General features: G+C 42.7%; 16 protein-coding genes and 2 pseudogenes. 7 read left to right on the top strand and 11 right to left on the bottom strand.

Annotated features, from left to right (window positions below; translation table 11 throughout):
- The first annotated feature begins 55 nt into the window (after nt 1–55).
- Nucleotides 56–760 (top strand): YetF domain-containing protein, encoded by a 705-nt coding sequence (locus M1D98_RS03735; RefSeq protein ID WP_010329128.1) that lies wholly within the window; start codon nt 56–58, stop codon nt 758–760.
- Between the two features lie 57 nt (nt 761–817).
- Here the strand turns inward: M1D98_RS03735 and M1D98_RS03730 are convergent, their stop codons facing one another.
- The 4 genes from M1D98_RS03730 to M1D98_RS03715 form a co-directional block, all read right to left on the bottom strand.
- Nucleotides 818–1,144: a four-helix bundle copper-binding protein gene (locus M1D98_RS03730; RefSeq protein WP_121642087.1), complete on the bottom strand. Its 327-nt coding sequence runs from the start codon at nt 1,142–1,144 to the stop codon at nt 818–820.
- A gap of 73 nt (nt 1,145–1,217) precedes the next feature.
- The gene (locus M1D98_RS03725) at nt 1,218–1,430 is read right to left on the bottom strand and encodes a hypothetical protein (RefSeq protein WP_268523263.1); all 213 of its coding nucleotides are present in this window, start codon (nt 1,428–1,430) and stop codon (nt 1,218–1,220) included.
- 43 nt (nt 1,431–1,473) lie between these two features.
- Nucleotides 1,474–2,481 (bottom strand): YncE family protein, encoded by a 1,008-nt coding sequence (locus tag M1D98_RS03720; RefSeq protein ID WP_268523262.1) that lies wholly within the window; start codon nt 2,479–2,481, stop codon nt 1,474–1,476.
- Between the two features lie 103 nt (nt 2,482–2,584).
- Nucleotides 2,585–3,505, bottom strand: a complete 921-nt coding sequence (locus M1D98_RS03715; protein ID WP_010329124.1) for a DUF5655 domain-containing protein — start codon at nt 3,503–3,505, stop codon at nt 2,585–2,587.
- A gap of 194 nt (nt 3,506–3,699) precedes the next feature.
- On the opposite strand from M1D98_RS03715, the gene M1D98_RS03710 reads away from it, so the two are divergent.
- The 4 genes and pseudogenes from M1D98_RS03710 (at nt 3,700) to M1D98_RS03695 (ending at nt 6,927) form a co-directional block, all read left to right on the top strand.
- Nucleotides 3,700–5,568: a ribonuclease YeeF family protein gene (locus M1D98_RS03710; protein WP_435577069.1), complete on the top strand. Its 1,869-nt coding sequence runs from the start codon at nt 3,700–3,702 to the stop codon at nt 5,566–5,568.
- Between the two features lie 24 nt (nt 5,569–5,592).
- Nucleotides 5,593–5,799, top strand: coding sequence for a bacteriocin immunity protein (locus tag M1D98_RS03705; protein ID WP_095714359.1), 207 nt, complete (start codon nt 5,593–5,595; stop codon nt 5,797–5,799).
- A gap of 190 nt (nt 5,800–5,989) precedes the next feature.
- Nucleotides 5,990–6,448 (top strand): annotated as a pseudogene (locus M1D98_RS03700) (immunity protein YezG family protein).
- An 83-nt stretch (nt 6,449–6,531) separates the two neighbouring features.
- Nucleotides 6,532–6,927 carry an immunity 22 family protein gene (locus M1D98_RS03695; protein ID WP_268523255.1) on the top strand — a complete coding sequence of 132 codons (396 nt, stop codon included), beginning with the start codon at nt 6,532–6,534 and terminating at the stop codon, nt 6,925–6,927.
- A 434-nt stretch (nt 6,928–7,361) separates the two neighbouring features.
- Here the strand turns inward: M1D98_RS03695 and M1D98_RS03690 are convergent, their stop codons facing one another.
- The 4 genes from M1D98_RS03690 to srfP form a co-directional block, all read right to left on the bottom strand.
- Nucleotides 7,362–8,477, bottom strand: coding sequence for an MrcB family domain-containing protein (locus tag M1D98_RS03690; protein WP_435577070.1), 1,116 nt, complete (start codon nt 8,475–8,477; stop codon nt 7,362–7,364).
- A gap of 144 nt (nt 8,478–8,621) precedes the next feature.
- On the bottom strand, nt 8,622–10,001 hold the full coding sequence (gene rlmD, locus M1D98_RS03685; protein WP_456280017.1) for a 23S rRNA (uracil(1939)-C(5))-methyltransferase RlmD: 1,380 nt from the start codon (nt 9,999–10,001) through the stop codon (nt 8,622–8,624).
- 57 nt (nt 10,002–10,058) lie between these two features.
- Nucleotides 10,059–10,970, bottom strand: a complete 912-nt coding sequence (locus M1D98_RS03680) for a diacylglycerol kinase (protein ID WP_039076109.1) — start codon at nt 10,968–10,970, stop codon at nt 10,059–10,061.
- A 363-nt stretch (nt 10,971–11,333) separates the two neighbouring features.
- The gene (srfP, locus tag M1D98_RS03675; RefSeq protein ID WP_435577072.1) at nt 11,334–14,471 is read right to left on the bottom strand and encodes a surfactin resistance protein SrfP; all 3,138 of its coding nucleotides are present in this window, start codon (nt 14,469–14,471) and stop codon (nt 11,334–11,336) included.
- 131 nt (nt 14,472–14,602) lie between these two features.
- Here srfP and M1D98_RS03670 point away from each other — a divergent pair.
- Nucleotides 14,603–15,497, top strand: a pseudogene (locus M1D98_RS03670) (TetR/AcrR family transcriptional regulator).
- Here the strand turns inward: M1D98_RS03670 and gatB are convergent.
- Genes gatB through gatC form a run of 3 tightly spaced genes read right to left on the bottom strand, consistent with a single transcriptional unit; the run spans nt 15,498 to nt 18,705 of the window.
- Nucleotides 15,498–16,928, bottom strand: coding sequence for an Asp-tRNA(Asn)/Glu-tRNA(Gln) amidotransferase subunit GatB (gene gatB, locus M1D98_RS03665; RefSeq protein ID WP_010329114.1), 1,431 nt, complete (start codon nt 16,926–16,928; stop codon nt 15,498–15,500). It lies immediately after the preceding pseudogene.
- A gap of 13 nt (nt 16,929–16,941) precedes the next feature.
- A complete protein-coding gene (gatA, locus tag M1D98_RS03660; RefSeq protein WP_121642077.1) occupies nt 16,942–18,399 on the bottom strand; it encodes an Asp-tRNA(Asn)/Glu-tRNA(Gln) amidotransferase subunit GatA in 1,458 nt (485 codons plus the stop codon).
- A 15-nt stretch (nt 18,400–18,414) separates the two neighbouring features.
- The gene (gatC, locus tag M1D98_RS03655) at nt 18,415–18,705 is read right to left on the bottom strand and encodes an Asp-tRNA(Asn)/Glu-tRNA(Gln) amidotransferase subunit GatC (RefSeq protein ID WP_003219442.1); all 291 of its coding nucleotides are present in this window, start codon (nt 18,703–18,705) and stop codon (nt 18,415–18,417) included.
- A gap of 396 nt (nt 18,706–19,101) precedes the next feature.
- On the opposite strand from gatC, the gene putP reads away from it, so the two are divergent.
- Nucleotides 19,102–20,580, top strand: coding sequence for a sodium/proline symporter PutP (putP, locus tag M1D98_RS03650; protein WP_456280016.1), 1,479 nt, complete (start codon nt 19,102–19,104; stop codon nt 20,578–20,580).
- The last annotated feature ends 31 nt before the right edge of the window (nt 20,581–20,611 follow it).

Raw genomic sequence — 20,611 nt, 5'->3', positions numbered from 1 at the left:
GAATGATGAAAATAAAAAACAATGATTCGAATCTATATAAAAGGAGCTTTCGCTAATGCCTATTCCTCAACTGATCATTAGGCTGATTATCGCCTTTATCACCTTGTTGGTGTTAACCAGACTGATGGGCAGAAAAGAAATCGCCCAGCTGACCTTTTTTAACTTTGTTTCAGCCATTTCGATTGGAACCATTGGAGCCTCGCTTGCCATTGACTCTACCCTCAGCATCAGAAATGGATTCATCGCCCTGTTTGCCTGGAGCGCTTTTACAATCATCGTCGGATTTCTGGATATTAAGTTTCCTGCTATTCGATATGCGGTTGAAGGGCAGCCGGTCATCTTAATAAGAAAAGGCAAAATAATGGATAAGCAGTTAAGAAGCGTCCGTCTTGATCTCGATGCTTTGCAAACCTTACTGCGCAAAAAAAATATATTTTCCTTAGCCGATGTTGATTATGCCATTTTTGAAACGGACGGCAGTCTCTCCGTCCTGAAAAAGCAAGCAAAACAAAACGTGACGAAAAAGGATATGAACGTTCAAGGTGAAAATACAACTTCAAACGTTTCCCACCCTGCTTCAGTCATAGCCGATGGGAAAGTGAGAGAAGACAACCTGAAAAAATTGAATCTGAACAGACAATGGCTGATGGACCGGCTAAAAGAATCCGGCATCCAACAGCCTAAAGAAGTATTTTATGCAGAAGTTCAAACAGACGGCACTCTGTATATTGATAAAAAAGAGAATTCTCCATCTGAATAAAAAAAGGGCTTGAAACAGTCTAATCTCCACTGTTTCAAGCCCTTGTTTGACTCAATGTTAAACCGCCTGTTTACAAGCCTCGGCACAGGAAAAACAAGCTTCCGCGCAATCCTGACAATGCTCTTTGTCATGCTTTTTGCATTCATTTCCGCAAGCCTCGCAAATCGCCGCGCAAGCCTTTGTCAGCTCGGAAACAAACGGCGTGCCTCTTACAATCGATTGCGCTACATACGCACAAATATCAGCACATTCCCGGTCTAGCCGAATGCAATCCGCCATCATATTTTCATTTTCTTCTTTTAAACAAGCGTCATAGCAATGGTTGCAAGCCACCATGCAGTCGTGAAGCGTCTCAACTAGCGATTGATATTGTTCATATGCCATTCGTAAACCTCCTCAAGAATGATTTCATTTATACCATATCCACTTCCCCCGCTTGTAAAACATGACTCCCTTATTAACAAAAAAGGTCTATGTCCACAACACAGATACGATGCGGCATAGGCCTTTCGTTTATACCAAATACGTATTTACCAGCTCGTAACAGCGCTCTTTCGTCCGCTTTTCCAATTCCATCACTTTGTTGACGCGTTCTAATGGAACTGCTCTCTTCTTCCTTATGCTGATCTGCCGCCGCATCTCTATCCTTTATCCATTGGCGCTGCTTCATGCGCAAAACACCATTTCTGAAGAAGAAAGAGACTGAAATACACTCAATCAACCACAACAAAATCCTGAACCTTCACCTGTTCCTCAGGCAAATCAAACTGATAAAGCGTCTCCTTAGAATGGATATCAAACACACCCACATATCCCCCAATGCCCTTCTTATGCTCTTCCTGGGCAACTATATAAAGTTGATCCCCCTTAAACTTCGCCTCCATATAAGGGAAAGTCAAGCCGTATGTCCGATAAGAAAAATCCTTCTCATACTCCAGCAAGTTCGCCTCACCCTCTTTGTCTTCATACGTCACGTAAAAATGGCCGCTTTCTTTGTCATAGTACACGGTATCAGCGTATTCAAGATCATCAGGATACCGAATATATTTCGTCTTCCATGTCCCTTTTTCAATCACAGTCAATTTATGCCCTGAGCTCGCGACAATAAAATCCTCGGAGTCTGCGAATTGATCTGCATATGAGGCTAAGCTCAGAGTCTCTATGATTTCCTCTGTGTTTCTGTCGATCACGTAAATAGACATGCTTTGAATGATATAAATATAGTTTTCATCCCTGGCCCCCATCGTGACAAGCGAAGGCAAGGTGAGCCGATATTTCTTCTTCGTTTTTCTATCGTTTATATGAATCTCATTCCCCGTCGTATCAACGTTATAAGCCTTTACAGAGACATCCTTCCCCTCATACCAAAACGAAAAGGGATTTGACAACGGATGCTCTCTGATCACATCCTTCTCCAGCGTGTAATAAAACGGCTCGTGCTCCGCTAATAACACAATGTCCGTTGATGCATCAGATTTTGTTTGAATGTAAGGCACATCCGCCACCTTAAACGTGCGCCTGTTAAATCGTTCGCCTGTTGAGGTCGAAAGCAGCGTGCTTTCTTTGATGAAAGGATTGGAGTAGATAAAAAAGATGCGGTCTTCTTTGGGGTGGATGGCGGAAGTTGTGACCGGATATGTACTTTTATTTTGAGAGTAAATATATACAGCCAACATAAAAACACTTGCGAACAAGCCTAATAGTATAAAACGCTTCTTCATATAACCAACCCCTAATATATGGTTTTAAACTTATATCGTTTTCAACATGTTCTATACATTTCCCTTGTTACCCAATAAAAAAAGAACTTCTCAATGGAAGTTCTCACTTATTTTTCTCATAGGATTGTTTGATCAATCCCATGATATATTCAATGTGTTCATCATCTTTTATGAAAATCTCATAGTCGCCATTTCCCCAATGGCCAGTCTCAGAGACATCTCGCATTCTATCTTCAGGATCATCCAATTCTCCCTTTTTCATATTCACCCACAGCTTAAGTCCGCTTTTTAAAAGAAGAATATCAGTGAAATTTCGTTTATTTGACGTAAACGCAATATAAAGCTTTGTCGGTTTGATTGAAATATGATCGTCCATATTAAAAATGAATTCCTTTAGCTGCTCATAAAGCTCTATGACGTCAAACGGCTTATCTGCAAGATGATCCTCTTCAGAAAACACTTTAATTTCTTTACTGACCTCTTGAATGGTCTCACTTTGCCGCGAAATGGTCTTAATCGACTCGGATACGCCATCCGCTTTCATTTGGTTCAACTGAATCAGATCATTTTCGTATCTTTTCATCTCCCATAATTCAATGGGCAGATCTTTAAAATGGATAGATTGCTTTTGATACACCGTAAAAACAGGAGATATAAAAATAACCTTCGACTGCGACCAATCCACATCATCACGCCTTAAAGGAAGATCATGATTCTCATTGTACTCAAGAATGAAATCCGCTTTATGATTGAGCATTGCCGCTAAGTAGGCGTAGCCCTGATCAACAACACTGAAGTTTTTTGTATTTTTATACTCGATAATCACGAAAGCATTTGTCTCATCATCAAACGCTAACGTATCAATGCGGAAATTGCTGATCCTGAATTCAGACTTCACAAACCTGAGCCCCAACATCCGCTGAAGGTTGATTTCACATAAATCCTGAATCTCCTTTTCTTTCTTAAACGGTTTCTCGCGAATATCTTCGATTTGATTTTGGTTGTTTACTTTATAGAGATACATAGGGCTGCTCCTTTACTCAATCTAACTATGCTAACGCTTCTTCGCTACAAAAAGTTTACCATATGAAACAGAATCCAAGCACAAAGACACGGATCAAAAGTCTAGTTTTTTCTTAAAAATAAGTTCTGACAGCCATTCTTTCCCGCTCCGTGGTAAAATTTTGATATTGAGTGTAAAAAAGAAGGGAAATGGTCATGAAAGTATTTGAAGCGAAAACACTGCTTTCGGAAGCGACAGACCGTACAAAAGAGTACAAAGAACTAAGAACGCAAATGGTCAACTTGAGAAAAGCATTAAAAAGCGTGGCCGATCTTGGGGACAGCGAATTCTCAGGAAAAGGCGCAAGCAACATCAAAGCATTCTACCACGACCACGTTGGTGTCACCGACCAATGGATCGACTATATCGACATGAAAATCGCATTTTTCAACAGCATCGCCGGAGCCGCCGAGGACAAAGGCCTCTCTGACGCATACATCGAAGAATCCTTTCTGGAGCACGAACTGGCAAATGCCCATAAAAAATCAAAGTCCATCATGTCCGAACAGAAAAAAGCGATGAAAGACATCCTGAACGATATCGACAACATCCTCCCGCTCGACCTGTTTTCAACAGAAACCTTCAAAGACGAGCTGGCCGATGCCAACGACAAACGCAAAAAAACACTGAAAAAATTGGACGCCTTGGACGAAGACCTAAAGACAGAATACGCCCTGTCAGAACCAAATGAGCAATTCATCAAAGCAGACTTCCAGAAGCTGCAGGAGTCAACGGGCAAAGGCAAAAACGCCACACCGATTCATTACAACGCCAAGGCGTACCGTGAGAGTGACATACATAAGAAAAAAGGCGACATTGAAAAGCGGACTGAGGCTTACTTGAAGGTTAAAAAAGATGAAGCGAAGGAACGCGAGATCAAAGAATTAAAGAAAAAGCTTGCGGATGGTGTATCTGACCCTGATGAATATTTAGAAATTGCGAAGAAGGTTGGGTATGAGAACCTTGAGCCTGCACAGTTACAGTATGTGGTGCAGCTTGAGCAAGCAAAACAGCTCGAAGAAGTTGGTGAAACCACATGGGAAGTCCTGAAAGGAGTTGGAGTCGGTCTCTACGATGTCGCTAAGGATACTGTGACTGGCGTTAAAGATTTAGCTGTCGGGGCTTGGGAGTTTTCCCAGCTCTCCGAAGAACAAAAATTAACCAAAACAATTTCAACTGTATTGAAAACACCTTCCTATGCAAAAATCATATGGACAAACATAGCGGATTCATGGAATGATAAAATGGTTAACGGTGATGCATACACACGCTCGCATTATATTACCTATGTGGTCGGGAGCCTCGTTGGACTAAAAGGTGCTGGCTCTGCTGTGAAAGTAACAAGCAAACTTGGTAAAGCAGGTGCCGCCAAAGTCGATAAAGTGCTTGAAGCTGGAGAAAAAGCAGCTACTACACATGTAAAGACAGGAATTGAAAAAGGAAAAAACTTTATTAATTCCTTCCCTAAAAGTGAATATGAACCTGCCCTTGTAGGAATAACGCAAGACATTGGTAATACTCACAATGTTAAGAATACCCCTTTATTAAAGAAAATTATAGAAGAAACTAAAGAATCTAGCATTTTATTCACCAAAAGAAACATCCCAGGTGTAGCAACTGGTAAAGTAACTCCAAGTAGAGGGCTGCAGCTTCAAGAAAGACTAATGTACAATAAAGGTAAATTAGGGGTTATTCCTCAAGAAGTACGCAAACAACTCCTTGGGAAGGAGTTTAAGTCATTTGATGAGTTCAGAAAAGAATTCTGGAAATCTGTAGCTAACACTGAATATGCAAATGAATTTAATAAAAATAATATAGCTAGAATGAAAAATGGGAACTCCCCTATCGCACCAAGAAAAGAGCATTATGGTAAACATAAGTCATATATCTTACACCATAAACAACCTATTGATAAAGGTGGGGATGTGTATAATTTAGATAACCTAATTATTACTTCTCCAAAAATGCATCAGGAGATACTAGATCCAGCTTATCATTTTGGAAAAAAAGGAAGTAAAAACTAAATTATAGAAAAGGAGAATAAAACCTTGAATAAAATGTCAAAAGAAGAATTAGTCTCATTGGTGAAAAAAATTATGAATCCTGAATTAGAAGATGAGGTTATTGGTAAATACATCGATTTATTAGAAGAAAATGTCCCTCATCCTGCACCAAGTGATTTAATTTTTTGGAGCGAAGAAGAATACACAGCCGAGCAAATTGTAGAAATTGCTCTTAACTATAAAGAAGAGTAATCACACTATAACCCGTAATCTTCAATAACAATCAAGATGTTTGGTCCAATTAGAACCTTAGATTTAAAGTTCTCATATTATTCTACACCGATGGACTTAAACTGTCCCCCCCAACGTCCATTGGTATTGGGACTACAAAACAAAAATAGCTCTTCTCTGCTGGGCTATATTTGTTTCTGGAGATGATTTTATGGAGACTCAAAAAATGTATTTATTATATCAAAAAATAGCAGAACAAATTATTGAAATAATTCCAGATGGAATAAAGTTGCTCTATACGCAGAGATTTCAGACGACTCTAGAGAAGTATACTTTTTCTTTAGTACAAAAAATAGTGAAGAGTTCATTTATTCGCATGACATTCCGGGACATTATCAAGTAAGTGAACAATTTATGATGACTTATTAATCGAACTACAAGATTTATTTGATGAACTAAGAGATGAATGGAAGCGATTAACTCAAATGTGTGGACTAACCTTACGCTCAAGCTAGAATACACTCGGAATTTTTCAATTGATTATGAAGATGTTATTGAATCTACTTTGGACGAATACCAAAGACAAATGATTTGGGAATAAACTAACTTGGGTATTTCCCCTATGGACAAAGAGGACGAGGAATTTGTAAAAAACTATCTGAATCAGTGATGACGTTTACATCTGATGCAATTTCCATTACCATCTTTTAAACTGATGGGAAATGTTATTATGCTTGAGTAAGGGGTGAAAAATTGGAAAAACAAAATTTTGTATCGCTTTGGATAGGGTACATAATAAATTCATCCTCTTTAAATGATTACGTTAACCTAAAATACAATGAAGACGAAGGTGATTTTCTCCCTTCCCAATTTTTGATTGACTTTGATATAGATATCGATGATTTAGATGAAGATTTTTTAGAAAAAGTTGCACATGAAAATAGTCGTAATAATTTACCTTCTCTAATTGGCGGCTGTTCGTACGATAGTGACATCTTACCTCGATTCGAGAACATGGTATGTACCATACTCCCTGAACAAATCAATGCTGCTGTTCTTTTATATAATTTTGAATATGACGGCAGGGAGAAAGAAATAAGCGCAAAAAACTATTCATTTAAATTTATTGGTGCAGTACCCTATGTTTAAGTAAAATTTTAAACAGAAAAAATTCTAAATAAATATACAAAATGAGAAATTATCAGTAGGAATTTAATGTAGTAAAGATTTATTCGTTCGACTGAGCTTAATAAATATAAAGCCCTCTTAAATGTGGCATCCAGAAACATGACAAGCAAAGCTGCAAACGATTCAACGAACTCCCTGGCAAACAAAGCCATCTTTGAGAAAGACATTGCAAAAAATGGCACGCTTGGTTAAGGACAAGACGCAGCTTTTGGCTGCGTCTGTTTTCTGAAATTAAGAGTAAGAGTATCTTTTTTAGAACTTTATCAGAATCTAATTCATAGAAAATCCACTCTTTATATTACCGACAGTCAATAATGTACTTTAATGTATTGAGAGTAATAAATGACACTGTTATAATTTAGAAAGCATAGAGAAAGATACTATAGTACGTTACTCTAAAAACATTTAGGTATACCGTAGAGCCTTTTAAGATCAGAAAAAGTAATTTCTATCCCAACACGGTTAAGTTGCTCTTTACGCTGTTCAAACAATTTTTTCAACAGTTCTTCTTTCTCTTCATCTTTCCCTAAATGAATAAGACGATGACAAAGTGGACAAAGACTAATTATATTTGCCAATTGATCTAAGTCATATCGAAACTCTTCTTGTTTTGCAATAGGAACAAGATGATGCGACTCAACGTACGGTTTATTTGCAGATTTTGAAATAAATGTTTTATGTGAACGATCTATTTCACATGTATAATTTGAAAGCATCATAGCTTTTGATGCTAAACCCGCATTTCTTGACCATTGTTTGTGTCCACCTTTGTTAAAGATTGGATCTGGGCGTTCTCTCTTTATATTAACTTCATATCCTCCAACTATACCCTCTGATACAATGAATTGCTGAGTCGCCAACTGATATTTCTCTTCATTATCCCCATCTTCTAAAAACAAACCGTCTTCCTTCAACAAAATGAAATCGTTAAACTGTTCTATAGATCTGTTTCCAATGAAACCTTCTAATTCTATATATGTAATTAATAAAGCTTGTAAATCACTTATGATGGCTTCTTCATCCAAATTACTAATATCATAATATCGACCACATATATGTCCTAATTCATATCCTTTCGCAAGATCACCTTCGCCTTTTAAACTAATATTTAAAAGGTTCATTTTCCGAGGTATAGTATTAAGTTTTTCTCTGATAATAGAAGCTGTCTTTTGAATTTTTTCCTTACCTAACTTGGTTCCATACTTTTCTTTGAAGTATGTCCATCCTTGATTCAAGCTAACGTATAAACCACTACCGTCAGCATTAAACAAGTAAACAATATAGTAGCCTCTTGTTGCTGAGGTTGTTAGATTCTTTTTAAAAATAGATATCCATGGAACCTCAGCCCATTTCCCGATCCCAATTGACCCTGCTACATGATATTTGGATAGATCTAATTTAGCCTCTGCAATAAGATTTCTCTTTATTTCATGACGAACAAGGTAACCAAGAGGATGATTCTTGAAAGTTTCACTCTTAGCATGTTGATAATTTTTTAAAACCTTTTTCAATTTTTCTTTAATGGTAAAATTTGAAAGACTTGTAACGTTATCTACTATTTTAATACACCCCTTTTTTAAATAGGATATTGTAATATTATACAGGAAAATAAAAAGCCTCTCCTAATCCGAGAGGCTCTTGCTTTAATAACTTCATTAATCCTCAATTTCAAGCACAGCCACACACTCCACATGATTCGTATGCGGAAACATATCAACAGGCTGCACTTCGCGCGTCGCATACCCGCCATCCTCAAGCACCCGCAAGTCCCTCGCAAGCGTGCCAGGATTACAGGACACATACACCACTCGCTTCGGTTTCATCTCCACAATTGTCCGCAGGAGGGCTTCGTCGCAGCCTTTTCTTGGCGGGTCGACGACTAGCGTATCTGCTGTGATGCCTTCTTCGTACCACTTCGGAATTACGGTTTCCGCTTCTCCGACCGCGAATTCTGCGTTTGTGATGCCGTTGAGCTCAGCGTTTCGTTTCGCATCTTCAATCGCTTCTGGCACAATTTCTACACCGTACACTTTTTTCGCTTGCTTCGCCAAAAATAGAGAAATCGTTCCGATGCCGCAGTAGGCGTCGATGACGGTTTCTTCGCCTTGCAGCTCCGCGTACTCTAGCGCTTTGTCGTAGAGCACTTTGGTTTGCTCCGGATTGACCTGATAGAACGATCTGGCGGAGATGGCGAATTTGACGTCTCCGATGAGGTCGTAGATGTATTCTTCGCCCCAGATGACATTTGTTTCGTTTCCGAAGATGACGTTTGTTTTGTTCGGGTTGATGTTTTGCACGATTGATTTGACGTGCGGGAACGCTGCTGTGATGTCTTCGATGATCTTCGCTTTGTGCGGGAAGTCGTTTGTTCTTGTGATGAAGACGATCATCATTTCGCCCGTAACGACGCCATATCTGACCATGATGTGGCGGAGCCAGCCTTTGTGGCGTTCTTCGTTATAGGCTTTGACACCGTATTTAGCGCAAATGTCTTTGACGGCTTGGACGGCTTCGTCGTTTTTGGATTGCTGGATCAGGCAGGCGCTCATGTCGATGATGTCATGGCTTCTTTGCTGATAGAATCCGGCGACGAGTCCGCCTTCTCGTTCTCCTACCGGCACCTGTGCTTTGTTTCTGTAGTTCCAAGGGTCTTCCATGCCAAGTGTCGGGTGGACGGTGACGTTGGACAGGTCCAGCTTGCCGATCCGTTCTAATACGTCTTTGACTTGTTTCTGTTTAAACATGAGCTGGCCTTCGTAGGTCATGTGCTGAAGTTGGCAGCCGCCGCATTGCTTGTAGATCGGGCAAGGAGCATCTGTTCTGTGCGGGCTTTCTTTTTTCATATCGATCAAGCGGCCGAAAGCGAAGCCTTTTTTGACACGCGTGACTTTGATTTGGGCTTTTTCCTCCGGCAGGGCGTTTGGGACAAAGATTGGGAAACCTTCAACCTTGGCAACACCCGCTCCTTCATGAGTCAAATCTTCAAATGTCACGTCGTAGTATTCGTTTTTTTCTACTGGGGGTTTCATTTTCATCTATAATCACCTCTAGTTTTAAGCGAAAGAAAAACTTGGCCTATACAAGCCAAGTTTTTAGTCATCCAGCTGTTCCGCTTTCTCCTTCGGCATGACGACGTGAATGTGCCGGTACAGATTCACGAATTCGCCTGGCAGCATGCCGCCATACTCGCCGTCCAGGTTCAGCTGCATCTTTTCTGATACATTGACTTTCACGCGGTTCGCTTTTGTATAAATAATGTGCTGGTCGTTGATGTGTTCGCCGCGGAGCGCCATCGTTGCGACCCTGATAAATTCAGCAAGGTTTGCTTTCTTGAGTATCATCAAATCAAACATGCCGTCATTCAGGCTGGAATCCGGCGCGAGCTTTTCGAACCCGCCGACGGAATTTGTCAGCGTGACCAAAAACAGCATGATTTCACCTTGAAACAGCTTGCCGTCATATTCAATCTCGACTTCTGTCGGACGAAGTGAAGGCAGCATTTCCATTCCCTTTAAATAATAAGCAAGCTGGCCGAGCATCGTTTTCAGTTTGCTTGGCACATCGTACGTCAGCTCCGTCAGACGGCCTCCGCCGGCGATATTGATAAAATATTGGCCGTTCACCTGTCCGATATCAATCGGGCGGGCAACGCCGTTAATCACCGTATCCGCCGCTTTTAAAATATCTTCGCGCGGAATATTGAGCGCTCTGGCGAAGTCGTTCGTTGTGCCGACTGGAATGACACCGAGCGTCGGACGGTTGTCTAAAGGCGCAAGCCCGTTGACGACCTCATTAATCGTTCCATCTCCGCCTGCTGCAACGATTAAGTCAAACTCACGCAATGCCGCTTCCTTGGCGGCGTGCGTTGCGTCTCCTGCGCATGTTGTAGCATGGGTAGAGGTTTCATATCCGGCTTGTTCAAATTTTTGCAGGACCTGGGCAAGTTGCTTTTTAAAGATCTCCCGTCCTGAAGTCGGATTGTATATTATGCGTGCACGTTTCATTATCTCATCATCCTACTTAAGAGTATCCGATCCATTTTTACACTAACAACCTTTAATTATACTATGAGTTAAAAAAATCGCAACAAAATGTACATAATCTTACAGGTGAAAACGTACAAAAGCCTCAGCAGAGCTGAGGCTCCAGCATGTCGGCTAACCCTCGCATTCGTTGTCAATCCTGAGCGTTGGTGTTCACATTCTTAAAGGAACGCCGTTGTCATCACATCTTATGAAAGTGTGGTGCTCGGCTTTCCTAGACTTCAAAGGTTTTCAACCATGCTGAAAAAAAATCCTAAAACGAAAACCGTTTAGGATTTTGTCAACATAATATAAAGCCTCAGCAAAGCTGAGGCTTTATCACTTTTACTCTTCTTCCGTTCCCGGTTTTTTCTTGCGGAACTTCGCCAATACTTCGTATACGATTGGCACAATCAAGAGCGTCAGAAGCGTTGAACTGATTAAACCGCCGATAACCGTGACGCCGAGTCCTTTAGAAATGACTTGGCTTCCGCCTTCGAAGCCGAGCGCTAACGGAATCAAGGCGCCGATTGTCGCGATGGCTGTCATCAGGATCGGACGGAGTCGTGTAGAACCGGCTTCTAGGAGCGCTTCTCTCGTAGACAGTCCTTCCGCTTCCTTATGAATCACGCGGTCAATTAAGACAATCGCATTCGTGACAACGATACCGATCAGCATGAGCATACCGATCATCGCGTTCAGACTGATCGTTTCACCTGATACATAAAGTCCGACCAGGGCACCGATGACTGTGAACGGCAATGAGAACAGAATCGCAAATGGCGCTAGTGCTCCGCCGAAAGTAATTACGAGCACGAGGTAGACGATTGCGATTGCTGCCAGCATCGCTAAACCAAGTTTCGTGAAAGAGTCAGCGATATCTGCTGATACGCCTCCTGTATCGATCGAAACGTTATCAGGAAGGTCAAGCTTATCAATTTTCTTCTGGACATCAGCTGATACAGCTGTGACGTTGTCTGTTGTCACTTCACCTGTGACATCCGCATACACTTTTCCATCACGTTTTGAAACAGTATCAGATGTTGATCCTTCTTTCACTTTTGCGACATCGCCGATTTTGACTTGCTGGCCAGTCGGAGAAGTGATCTTTTGGTTTTCTAAATCTTTCACACTCTTATACTCGTCTTTTTCTGTCTTAATGTTCACATCAAGCTCTTTGCCGTCTTTTTTCACGGTTGTGAGCGGTTCTTGTGATGTTTGTGTCATTAAGGCTTGAGAAATGTGAGACGCGGTTAAACCGAGTTTGCTTAATTTTTCTTGGTCAGCAATAAATGTGTATTCATCATATGTGCTGGAAAGGCCTGTGCTTACATTTTTCAGATCCTTTTCATCTTTCATGACTTTTTCAATATCTTTGACCGTGTCTTTAATGTCGCTTTCTGAATTGCCATACACATAGTATGTTAATTCATTGTTGTTGCCTGAAGAACTGAAGTCCTGTGACTTCCATTCTCCGCGATCTGACTGATCTTGGATTTTCTTCAGCACGTTGTCTTTTTCTTTATCAAAATCAGGCGTGTCGCTTTCATATTTGATATAGAATAACGCACCGTTTGAATCTCCCCCGGCAAGCGGGCTGCCAGAGCCTAATGAATACTGAACCGTATCGACATGCTTGCGGTCAAGCAGAATTTTTTCCGCTCTTTTAGCTTCAGCTTCGGCTTCTTTTTTCGTTTCACCCGGTTCAGGGCTGTATGTGAGCTGCATTGTTTTTTCTTCTTCGGACGGCAGGTAGCTGGCACCGATTAACGGTACAAGGAACAAGCTTCCAAGCAGGATCAAAACGGCGATGATAGACGTGATCCACTTGTGGCTCAGCGCCCAGTTCAGAACTTTTTTATAGAAGCCTGCCAGTCTGCTAGGTTTATGTTCTTTCGCTTTGATCGGTGCGCCCATTAATGATTTTTTGAACAGGCTGTGCGCGAGCATTGGCACAAGCGTGATTGAAATCAATAGGGATGCGGCAAGCGCAAAAACGATCGTTAAGGCAAACGGAATAAACAATTCACCGATTTGTCCGCCTACAAGTGCAAGCGGCAGAAATACCGCGATTGTCACAATCGTCGATGACATGATCGGTTTAAACATTTCCTTCGTCGCTTCACGAACCAAGGCTTTTCCGCGGAGCGGCTCATCCTTGAGTCTCATGCGGCGGTAAATGTTCTCAATAACAACAATGGAGTCATCGACCACACGTCCGATGGCCACGGTCATCGCACCGAGCGTCATGATATTCAGTGTGATATCAAGCTGTTGCAGCACAAGAAGCGCGATCAGCAATGATAATGGAATAGAAATAATCGAAATTAATGTTGATTTGATATCTCTTAAGAATAAGAGAATAATCACGATCGCGAAAATCGCACCGAAAATGGCTTTGCTTAACATGGTTTCAACTGACTGTGTGATCGGCTCCGCCATGTCGAGTGTTGCGCTGTAGTCGAAGCCTTTATGGCCTTCTTTGAACTGCTTGAGCTCATCTTTGACATGATCGGCAACCTCTACTGTATTCGCATCGTTTGCTTTGACGACGTTGATGCCGATGCTGTCTTTGCCATTTGTGCGTGAAACAGATTCAGCTTTTTTCACATCTTTTATTGTGGCAATGTCAGAAAGCTTGACCGTCGGCACGTCTGTGCTTGCGCTTTGCTGCGCCTGGGCTGCCGCTTGTGCGCTCTGCGCTGCCGCTTGAGATACTGCGCCGCCTGCACTTGAAGCAGATGCCATCGGGATTCTCATATTCTTCAAATCTTTAATGGTTTCAATATCGCCGCTGACGACGACAGACTTTTCTTCATTTCCGAATGTGTACAATCCAAGCGGAGTTGTCACATCTGAACCTTGAATCACTTGCTTGACTGTATCTTCATCAAGTCCGTATTCTTTCAGCTTGTCTTCTTTAAAAGAGAATTCAACCTCTTCAACCTGCTGGCCTGATACTTGGACGGAAGCAACGCCTTCTATCCCTTCAAGCTTCGTAACGAGGCTGTCCTCCACTTTTTTCGTCAGCTCTTGCAGATTATCTTTATCACTGGACACGCTGAGCGTCAGAATCGGGAAAGAGTTCAAGCTGTAGCGTGAAATTTCCGAATCTTTCGCGTCATCAGGCAGGCTGACGTTTTCTAATGCCTCAGCCGCTTCTGTTTTGGCTTTGTCCATATCTTTCTCATAGTCATATTCAATCATGACCGACGATGCATTTTCATAGGAGGTCGAAGTCACAACACTGACCCCGTCCAAATTCTGCACCGCTTGTTCAACCGGTTTGGTCACCTCATCAGCCACTTGGCTTGGCGTCGCGCCCGGATATGTAGTGCTGATCGTCAAGTAAGGCATGTTGACATCAGGAATGGATTCTTGCTTCATATTCATACCCGCATACAATCCGGCTGCCGTTACAATAATCGTCATCAGCCATACGGCGAATTTGTTTTTCAGAACGAAATTAATAACGTGATTCATCATATCCTCCATTACATTTTTTATTGACTGACTGGTCATTCTATATAATACTAAACGTTATATTGCAACAACGTCAACTCATATACCAGAAAATTTTACTAAATTTTTCAAGGATTAAGGGGAAGCACGTCATGAATGAAAAAAAAGAGAAAATCATAAAAACCAGCATTCATTTGTTTGCGAAAAAAGGATTCGCCTCTACGACGATCCAGGAAATCGCCAGTGAATGCGGCATCTCTAAAGGCGCTTTTTATTTGCACTTCAAATCAAAAGAAGCGCTGCTGTTATCCGCCTGTGAATATTATATCGGCATGTCTATGAAAAAAATAAAAAATATAGAAGAGGATCTCGCCGAAAAACCGCCTAAGGAAGTGCTGAAAAAGCAAATCGGCGCCCAATTTGAAGATTTCCGCGATCATAAAGATTTTATCGTTCTTTTGCTTACTGAAAATATCATTCCGGAAAATCAAGAAATCAAGCAGTACTTTTACAAAGTAACCGCGGAGACGGATAAACTGTACCGGAGCGCCTTGCTGGCATCCTATGGCAAAGGGATCGAGCGGTACATCGCGGACCTCTCCATCATGGCAAGAGGCATTGTGCATTCCTATATGAATGTCATGGTCTTTAACGGAGAGCTAAGTATCGATGCGGAAGAAATCTCAGCCTTTTTGATCGAAAGACTAGATGACCTTGTACAAGGACTAATCCATTCAAACCTCAATCCGATTGTGCCAAAAGACATTTTCAGATTGATGCCGGCCGGCAAAGAACAGCTGCTTGAGGACATTCGGAAAGTGAAAGAAAACAGCACACTGCCCGAGGATATCGCCGTGTCGCTTGATGTCATCGCGGAAGAATTGTCTCAGGATAAACCGCGCAAGCCGATTATGAAAGGCATGCTGTCCAATTTAACCGGAACCACCGACAAAGAAGTTGAAAAGCTTCGGGCTCTGATCTCTGTCTTCATCTCGATTTGAACATAAAAAAGCAGCCTCCTCTCTAAAGAGGCGGGCTGCTTTTTAATTAGCGTTTTTTAATTTCTTCAAGCAGGATTTTGTTAACCATCGGCGGGTTGGCTTGTCCTTTGGACGCTTTCATAATCTGTCCGACAAGGAAACCGATCGCACGGTCTTTCCCGTTTTTAAAGTCTTCGATTGATTGAGGATTGTTGTCAAGCGCCTCTGTGACAAGCTTCAGAAGCACGCCTTCGTCAGAAATCTGAACGAGGCCTTTCTCTTTGACAATCTTCTCAGCGTCGCCGCCTTTTTCAATCAATTCTTTAAATACTTTCTTCGCGATCTTAGAAGAAATGGTTCCTTTTTCAATCAATTTGATCATGCCGGCAAGGCCTTCAGGTGTCAGCGCCACGTCAGCAAGCTCTTTTTGCTCAGCGTTCAGATAAGCTGATACTTCACCCATCAGCCAGTTAGACGCTTGTTTGGCTTCAGCGCCTTTTTGAACGGTTTCTTCAAAGAAATCAGCCATTTCTTTCGTCAGCGTCAGAACCATCGCGTCATACGCAGGCAAACCAAGCTCATCGATGTAACGCTTGCGGCGCTCATCCGGAAGTTCAGGAATGCTTGCTTTCACGCGTTCCTTCCATTCTTCATCAATGTAGAGCTCGACAAGGTCTGGCTCTGGGAAGTAACGGTAGTCGTCAGATCCCTCTTTGACACGCATGAGAATGGTTTTCTTCGTTGCTTCGTCGTAACGGCGTGTTTCCTGCTGAATGACACCGCCGGAGAGAAGAACCTGCTCCTGGCGTTTTTCTTCATGCTCAAGGCCTTTTTGAACAAACGCAAAGGAGTTCAAGTTTTTCAATTCTGTTTTTGTGCCGAATTCCTCTCGGCCGATCGGACGAAGAGAGATATTGGCGTCACAGCGAAGCGAACCTTCTTCCATTTTACAGTCAGAAACACCTGTGTATTGGATGATGGACTTCAGCTTTTCAAGATACGCGTACGCTTCTTCCGGCGTGCGGATATCCGGCTCTGATACGATCTCAACTAGCGGCGTTCCCTGGCGGTTGTAGTCAACGAGAGAATAGCCGTCGCCTGTATGTGTGAGTTTTCCGGCATCTTCTTCAAGGTGAAGGCGAGTGATGCCAATGCGTTTTGTTTTTCCGCCGACTTCAATTTCGATCCAGCCGTTTTCGCCGATTGGCTTATCAAATTGAGAAATCTGATACGCTTTCGGGTTGTCCGGATAGAAATAGTTTTTGCGGTCAAACTTCGTATCCGTTGCGACCTCACAGTTAAGCGCCATAGCGGCTTTCATTGCGAATTCAACGGCTTCTTTGTTCAGAACAGGCAGGACGCCCGGGTATCCGAGGTCAATGACGCTTGTCTGCGTGTTCGCCTCCGCGCCGAATGGCGTTGGAGAGCTTGAGAAAATTTTTGATTTTGTTTTTAACTCAACATGGACTTCAAGTCCGATTACCGTTTCAAAGTTCAATTCTTTTCACCCCTTACAGTTCAGGTTTTGCTTTATGATGGTCTGTCGCTTGTTCAAATGCATGAGCAACGCGGTATACAGTGCTTTCGTCAAAGTGTTTTCCGATGATTTGCAGGCCGAGCGGAAGTCCGCCTGCTAATCCGCATGGCACGCTGATTCCCGGTACGCCGGCAAGGTTGACTGGAATCGTTAAGATATCGTTTGCGTACATTGTGAGCGGATCTTTCGTGTTTTCACCGATTTTAAACGCAGGTGTCGGAGTCGTCGGTCCGACAATGACGTCATATTTCTCAAATACGTCTTCGAAGTCTTTCTTGATCAACGTACGCACTTTTTGCGCCTTTTTGTAGTACGCATCGTAGTATCCTGAGCTTAAAGCGAACGTTCCGAGCATGATGCGGCGTTTGACTTCATTTCCGAAACCTTCAGCGCGCGTTTGCTTGTAAAGGTCGATCAGGTTGTCCGCGTTGTCTGTGCGGTAGCCGTAGCGGATGCCGTCAAAGCGTGCAAGATTGGCAGACGCTTCAGATGATGACAGCAGGTAATATGTCGCCAACGCATATTTGCTGTGCGGAAGAGACACTTCTTCCCATGTAGCACCGAGGCCTTCGAGAACCTTCAGCGCGGCAAGCACAGATTCTCTCGCTTCTTTGCCGACACCTTCACCAAGGTATTCTTTCGGAACCGCGATTTTCAGTCCTTTGATGTCGCCAGTTAATGAAGAAAGGAAATCAGGCACGTCCACATTTGCGCTCGTTGAGTCCATTTTGTCGGCGCCGGAAATCGCTTGAAGCAAAAATGCGTTGTCCTCAACCGTACGGGTAATCGGCCCGATTTGGTCTAATGAAGACGCGAATGCGACCAGCCCGTAACGGGACACGCGGCCGTATGTAGGCTTTAAACCGACAACGCCGCAGAACGATGCAGGCTGACGGATGGAACCGCCTGTGTCAGATCCAAGAGAAAACGGAACTTCTCCCGCAGCAACCGCAGCCGCTGAACCACCGCTTGAACCGCCGGGAACCGTATCCAAGTTCCAAGGGTTTTTCGTCAGCTTGTAAGCTGAGTTTTCAGTAGATGACCCCATGGCGAATTCGTCCATGTTCAATTTACCGATTGTAACCGCTTCAGCGTCTTGAAGGCGCTGAACGACAGTAGCATCGTAAATCGGATCAAAGTTTTCGAGAATTTTGCTGGAGCATGTTGTGCGCAGCCCTTTTGTTACGATATTATCTTTTACGCCGATCGGCATACCAAAAAGAAGACCGTGCTCTGAACGGCCGTCAACCGCCTCATCAAGCTCCTTCGCGTACGCGCGCGCTCTTTCTTCATCTAATGCCAAAAAGGCTTGTACCTTATCATCAACCGCTTGGATGCGTTTATAAGATTCGTCAACAAGATCAGAAATCTTAATCTCTTTTTTATGTATGAGCTGTTTTAATTCTGTGATTTTGTGATCAAATAATGACATTCTTGTGTCCCTCCTTTAGTCCAGAATTGATGGCACACGAATATAGCCGTCTTTATGGTCAGGCGCATTTTTCATGACGTCCTCAACCGGAAGACCTTTACCCGCTTCATCTTCTCTCATGACATTTTTCATTTTCAGCACGTGAGTTGTAGGCTCTACATTGTCTGTATTGACCTCATTAAGCTCCTCGGCAAATGAAATGATGCTGTCAAGCTGTTCAGTGAACATTTTTGCTTCTTCTTCAGTAATCGCAAGTCTCGCAAGGTGCGCAACGTGCTTTACTTCTTCTATTGAAATTCGTGACATCTGATCCACCTCCACATATTTCTCCGTTAAGTCATATAATACTGATCATATCAAAAACAAGCCCTTCAAAGCAACAAAACGCCATGGAACAGGCTTGGGTTTTCGAGACAATACCCTATATATTTTATACTAAAAAGAGACAAAGGAGAAACAAAATATTTTTCAGAATATTTTTACTTTTATCCATTTATGAAAGCGCTTTATTTCTTAATCCACTCTAGGTTTACAACTGTATTTCCCACTGTTTTTCCAAGTTTCATCGCTTGAATGACTGGGAATACTTTGTTAGGTTAAGTTAACAAGTGCACCAAACAGGTGACACTTGGGCCAGGCTTAACTGGCACCATCAATTGGAGAGGTGATGTCACATTTATAGAATTGAAGAGAGGGTAAAACGTGAGTATTGAAATTATTATATCGTTAGGAATTTACTTTACTGCCATGCTGTTAATCGGCTGGTACTCGTTTAAGAAAACAACTGATATCAACGATTACATGCTTGGAGGAAGAGGTCTCGGACCGTTTGTCACTGCTTTGTCTGCCGGAGCGGCGGATATGAGCGGATGGATGCTGATGGGAATTCCGGGGGCCATGTTTGCCACAGGCTTGTCGACATTATGGCTTGCACTCGGATTAACAATCGGCGCGTATTCGAATTATCTTCTTTTGGCTCCGCGTCTTAGAGCGTATACAGAAGCGGCGGATGACGCGATTACGATTCCCGATTTCTTTGATAAACGATTCCAGCATTCATCATCCGTGCTGAAAATTGTATCAGCTTTGATCATTATGATCTTTTTCACTTTGTATACGTCTTCTGGTATGGTATCAGGCGGAAGATTATTTGAATCTGCTTTTGGAGCCGATTATACACTTGGACTCCTGCTGACTGCGGGCGTTGTCGTGTTATACACACTGTTTGGCGGTTTCCTTGCTGTCAGTCTGACTGACTTTGTACAGGGTGCGATCATGTTTGCAGCATTAGTGCTTGTGCCGATCGTTGCTTTTACCCAGCTGGGCGGCGTCTCTCCCGCTTTACATGAGATTTCAGCCGTGGACCCGAAGCTATTGGATATTTTTAAAGGCGCGAGCGTCATTAGCATTATTTCTTATTTGGCTTGGGGCTTAGGCTACTATGGCCAGCCTCATATCATCATCCGTTTTATGGCGATTAAGCATATCAAAGATTTAAAACCCGCGCGCAGAATCGGGATGAGCTGGATGGTAATCTCTATCCTCGGTTCAACTGTAACGGGTTTGGTCGGTGTGGCTTACGCACATAAATTCGGAGTTGTTGTAAGCGATCCTGAAACGATTTTCATTATTTTTTCTAAAATATTGTTCCATCCCTTGATTACGGGATTTTTGCTGTCTGCTATTTTAGCAGCGATTATGAGTTCGATCTCTTCTCAGCTTCTGGTCACAGCGAGTGCTATGACAGAGGATTTATACCGGACATTTTTCAGACGTGAAGCATCAGATAAAGAACTAGTCATGACTGGCCGGCTGTCAGTGCTCATTATCGCGGTCATCGCGATTCTGATGTCCTTGAATCCGAGCAGCACGATTTTAGATTTGGTTGGTTATGCGTGGGCCGGATTCGGTTCTGCTTTCGGGCCTGCGATTCTTCTGAGCCTGTATTGGAAACGGATGACTGAATGGGGCGCCCTATCAGCCATGGTTGTCGGAGCTGCGACAGTATTAATTTGGATTACAACTGGTTTAGCTGACACTACAGGCCTCTATGAAATGATTCCGGGCTTTTTCCTGAGTATGATCGCGGGTATTATCGGAAGCTTGATCACGAAACGACCTGCAAAAGCTTCTTACCGATTATTCGGCGTCATGGAAAAGCTGTTAAAACGCAAAAAGTAAGCAATAAGCCATCAAGCGCCGCTTGGTGGCT

The sequence above is a fragment of the Bacillus sp. K7 genome (assembly GCF_053903245.1).
Note: the sequence above shows the minus strand (reverse complement) of the source record. Positions and strands in the feature narration are given on the sequence as shown.

Bases quoted from the DNA above. Each gene is read 5' to 3' on its own strand.
- M1D98_RS03735 (WP_010329128.1), top strand. From the start codon at position 56: ATGCCTATTCCTCAACTGATCATTAGGCTGATTATCGCCTTTATCACC.
- M1D98_RS03730 (WP_121642087.1), bottom strand. From the start codon at position 1,144: ATGGCATATGAACAATATCAATCGCTAGTTGAGACGCTTCACGACTGC.
- M1D98_RS03725 (WP_268523263.1), bottom strand. From the start codon at position 1,430: ATGAAGCAGCGCCAATGGATAAAGGATAGAGATGCGGCGGCAGATCAG.
- M1D98_RS03720 (WP_268523262.1), bottom strand. From the start codon at position 2,481: ATGAAGAAGCGTTTTATACTATTAGGCTTGTTCGCAAGTGTTTTTATG.
- M1D98_RS03715 (WP_010329124.1), bottom strand. From the start codon at position 3,505: ATGTATCTCTATAAAGTAAACAACCAAAATCAAATCGAAGATATTCGC.
- M1D98_RS03710 (WP_435577069.1), top strand. From the start codon at position 3,700: ATGAAAGTATTTGAAGCGAAAACACTGCTTTCGGAAGCGACAGACCGT.
- rlmD (WP_456280017.1), bottom strand. From the start codon at position 10,001: ATGAAAATGAAACCCCCAGTAGAAAAAAACGAATACTACGACGTGACA.
- M1D98_RS03680 (WP_039076109.1), bottom strand. From the start codon at position 10,970: ATGAAACGTGCACGCATAATATACAATCCGACTTCAGGACGGGAGATC.
- srfP (WP_435577072.1), bottom strand. From the start codon at position 14,471: ATGAATCACGTTATTAATTTCGTTCTGAAAAACAAATTCGCCGTATGG.
- gatA (WP_121642077.1), bottom strand. From the start codon at position 18,399: ATGTCATTATTTGATCACAAAATCACAGAATTAAAACAGCTCATACAT.
- gatC (WP_003219442.1), bottom strand. From the start codon at position 18,705: ATGTCACGAATTTCAATAGAAGAAGTAAAGCACGTTGCGCACCTTGCG.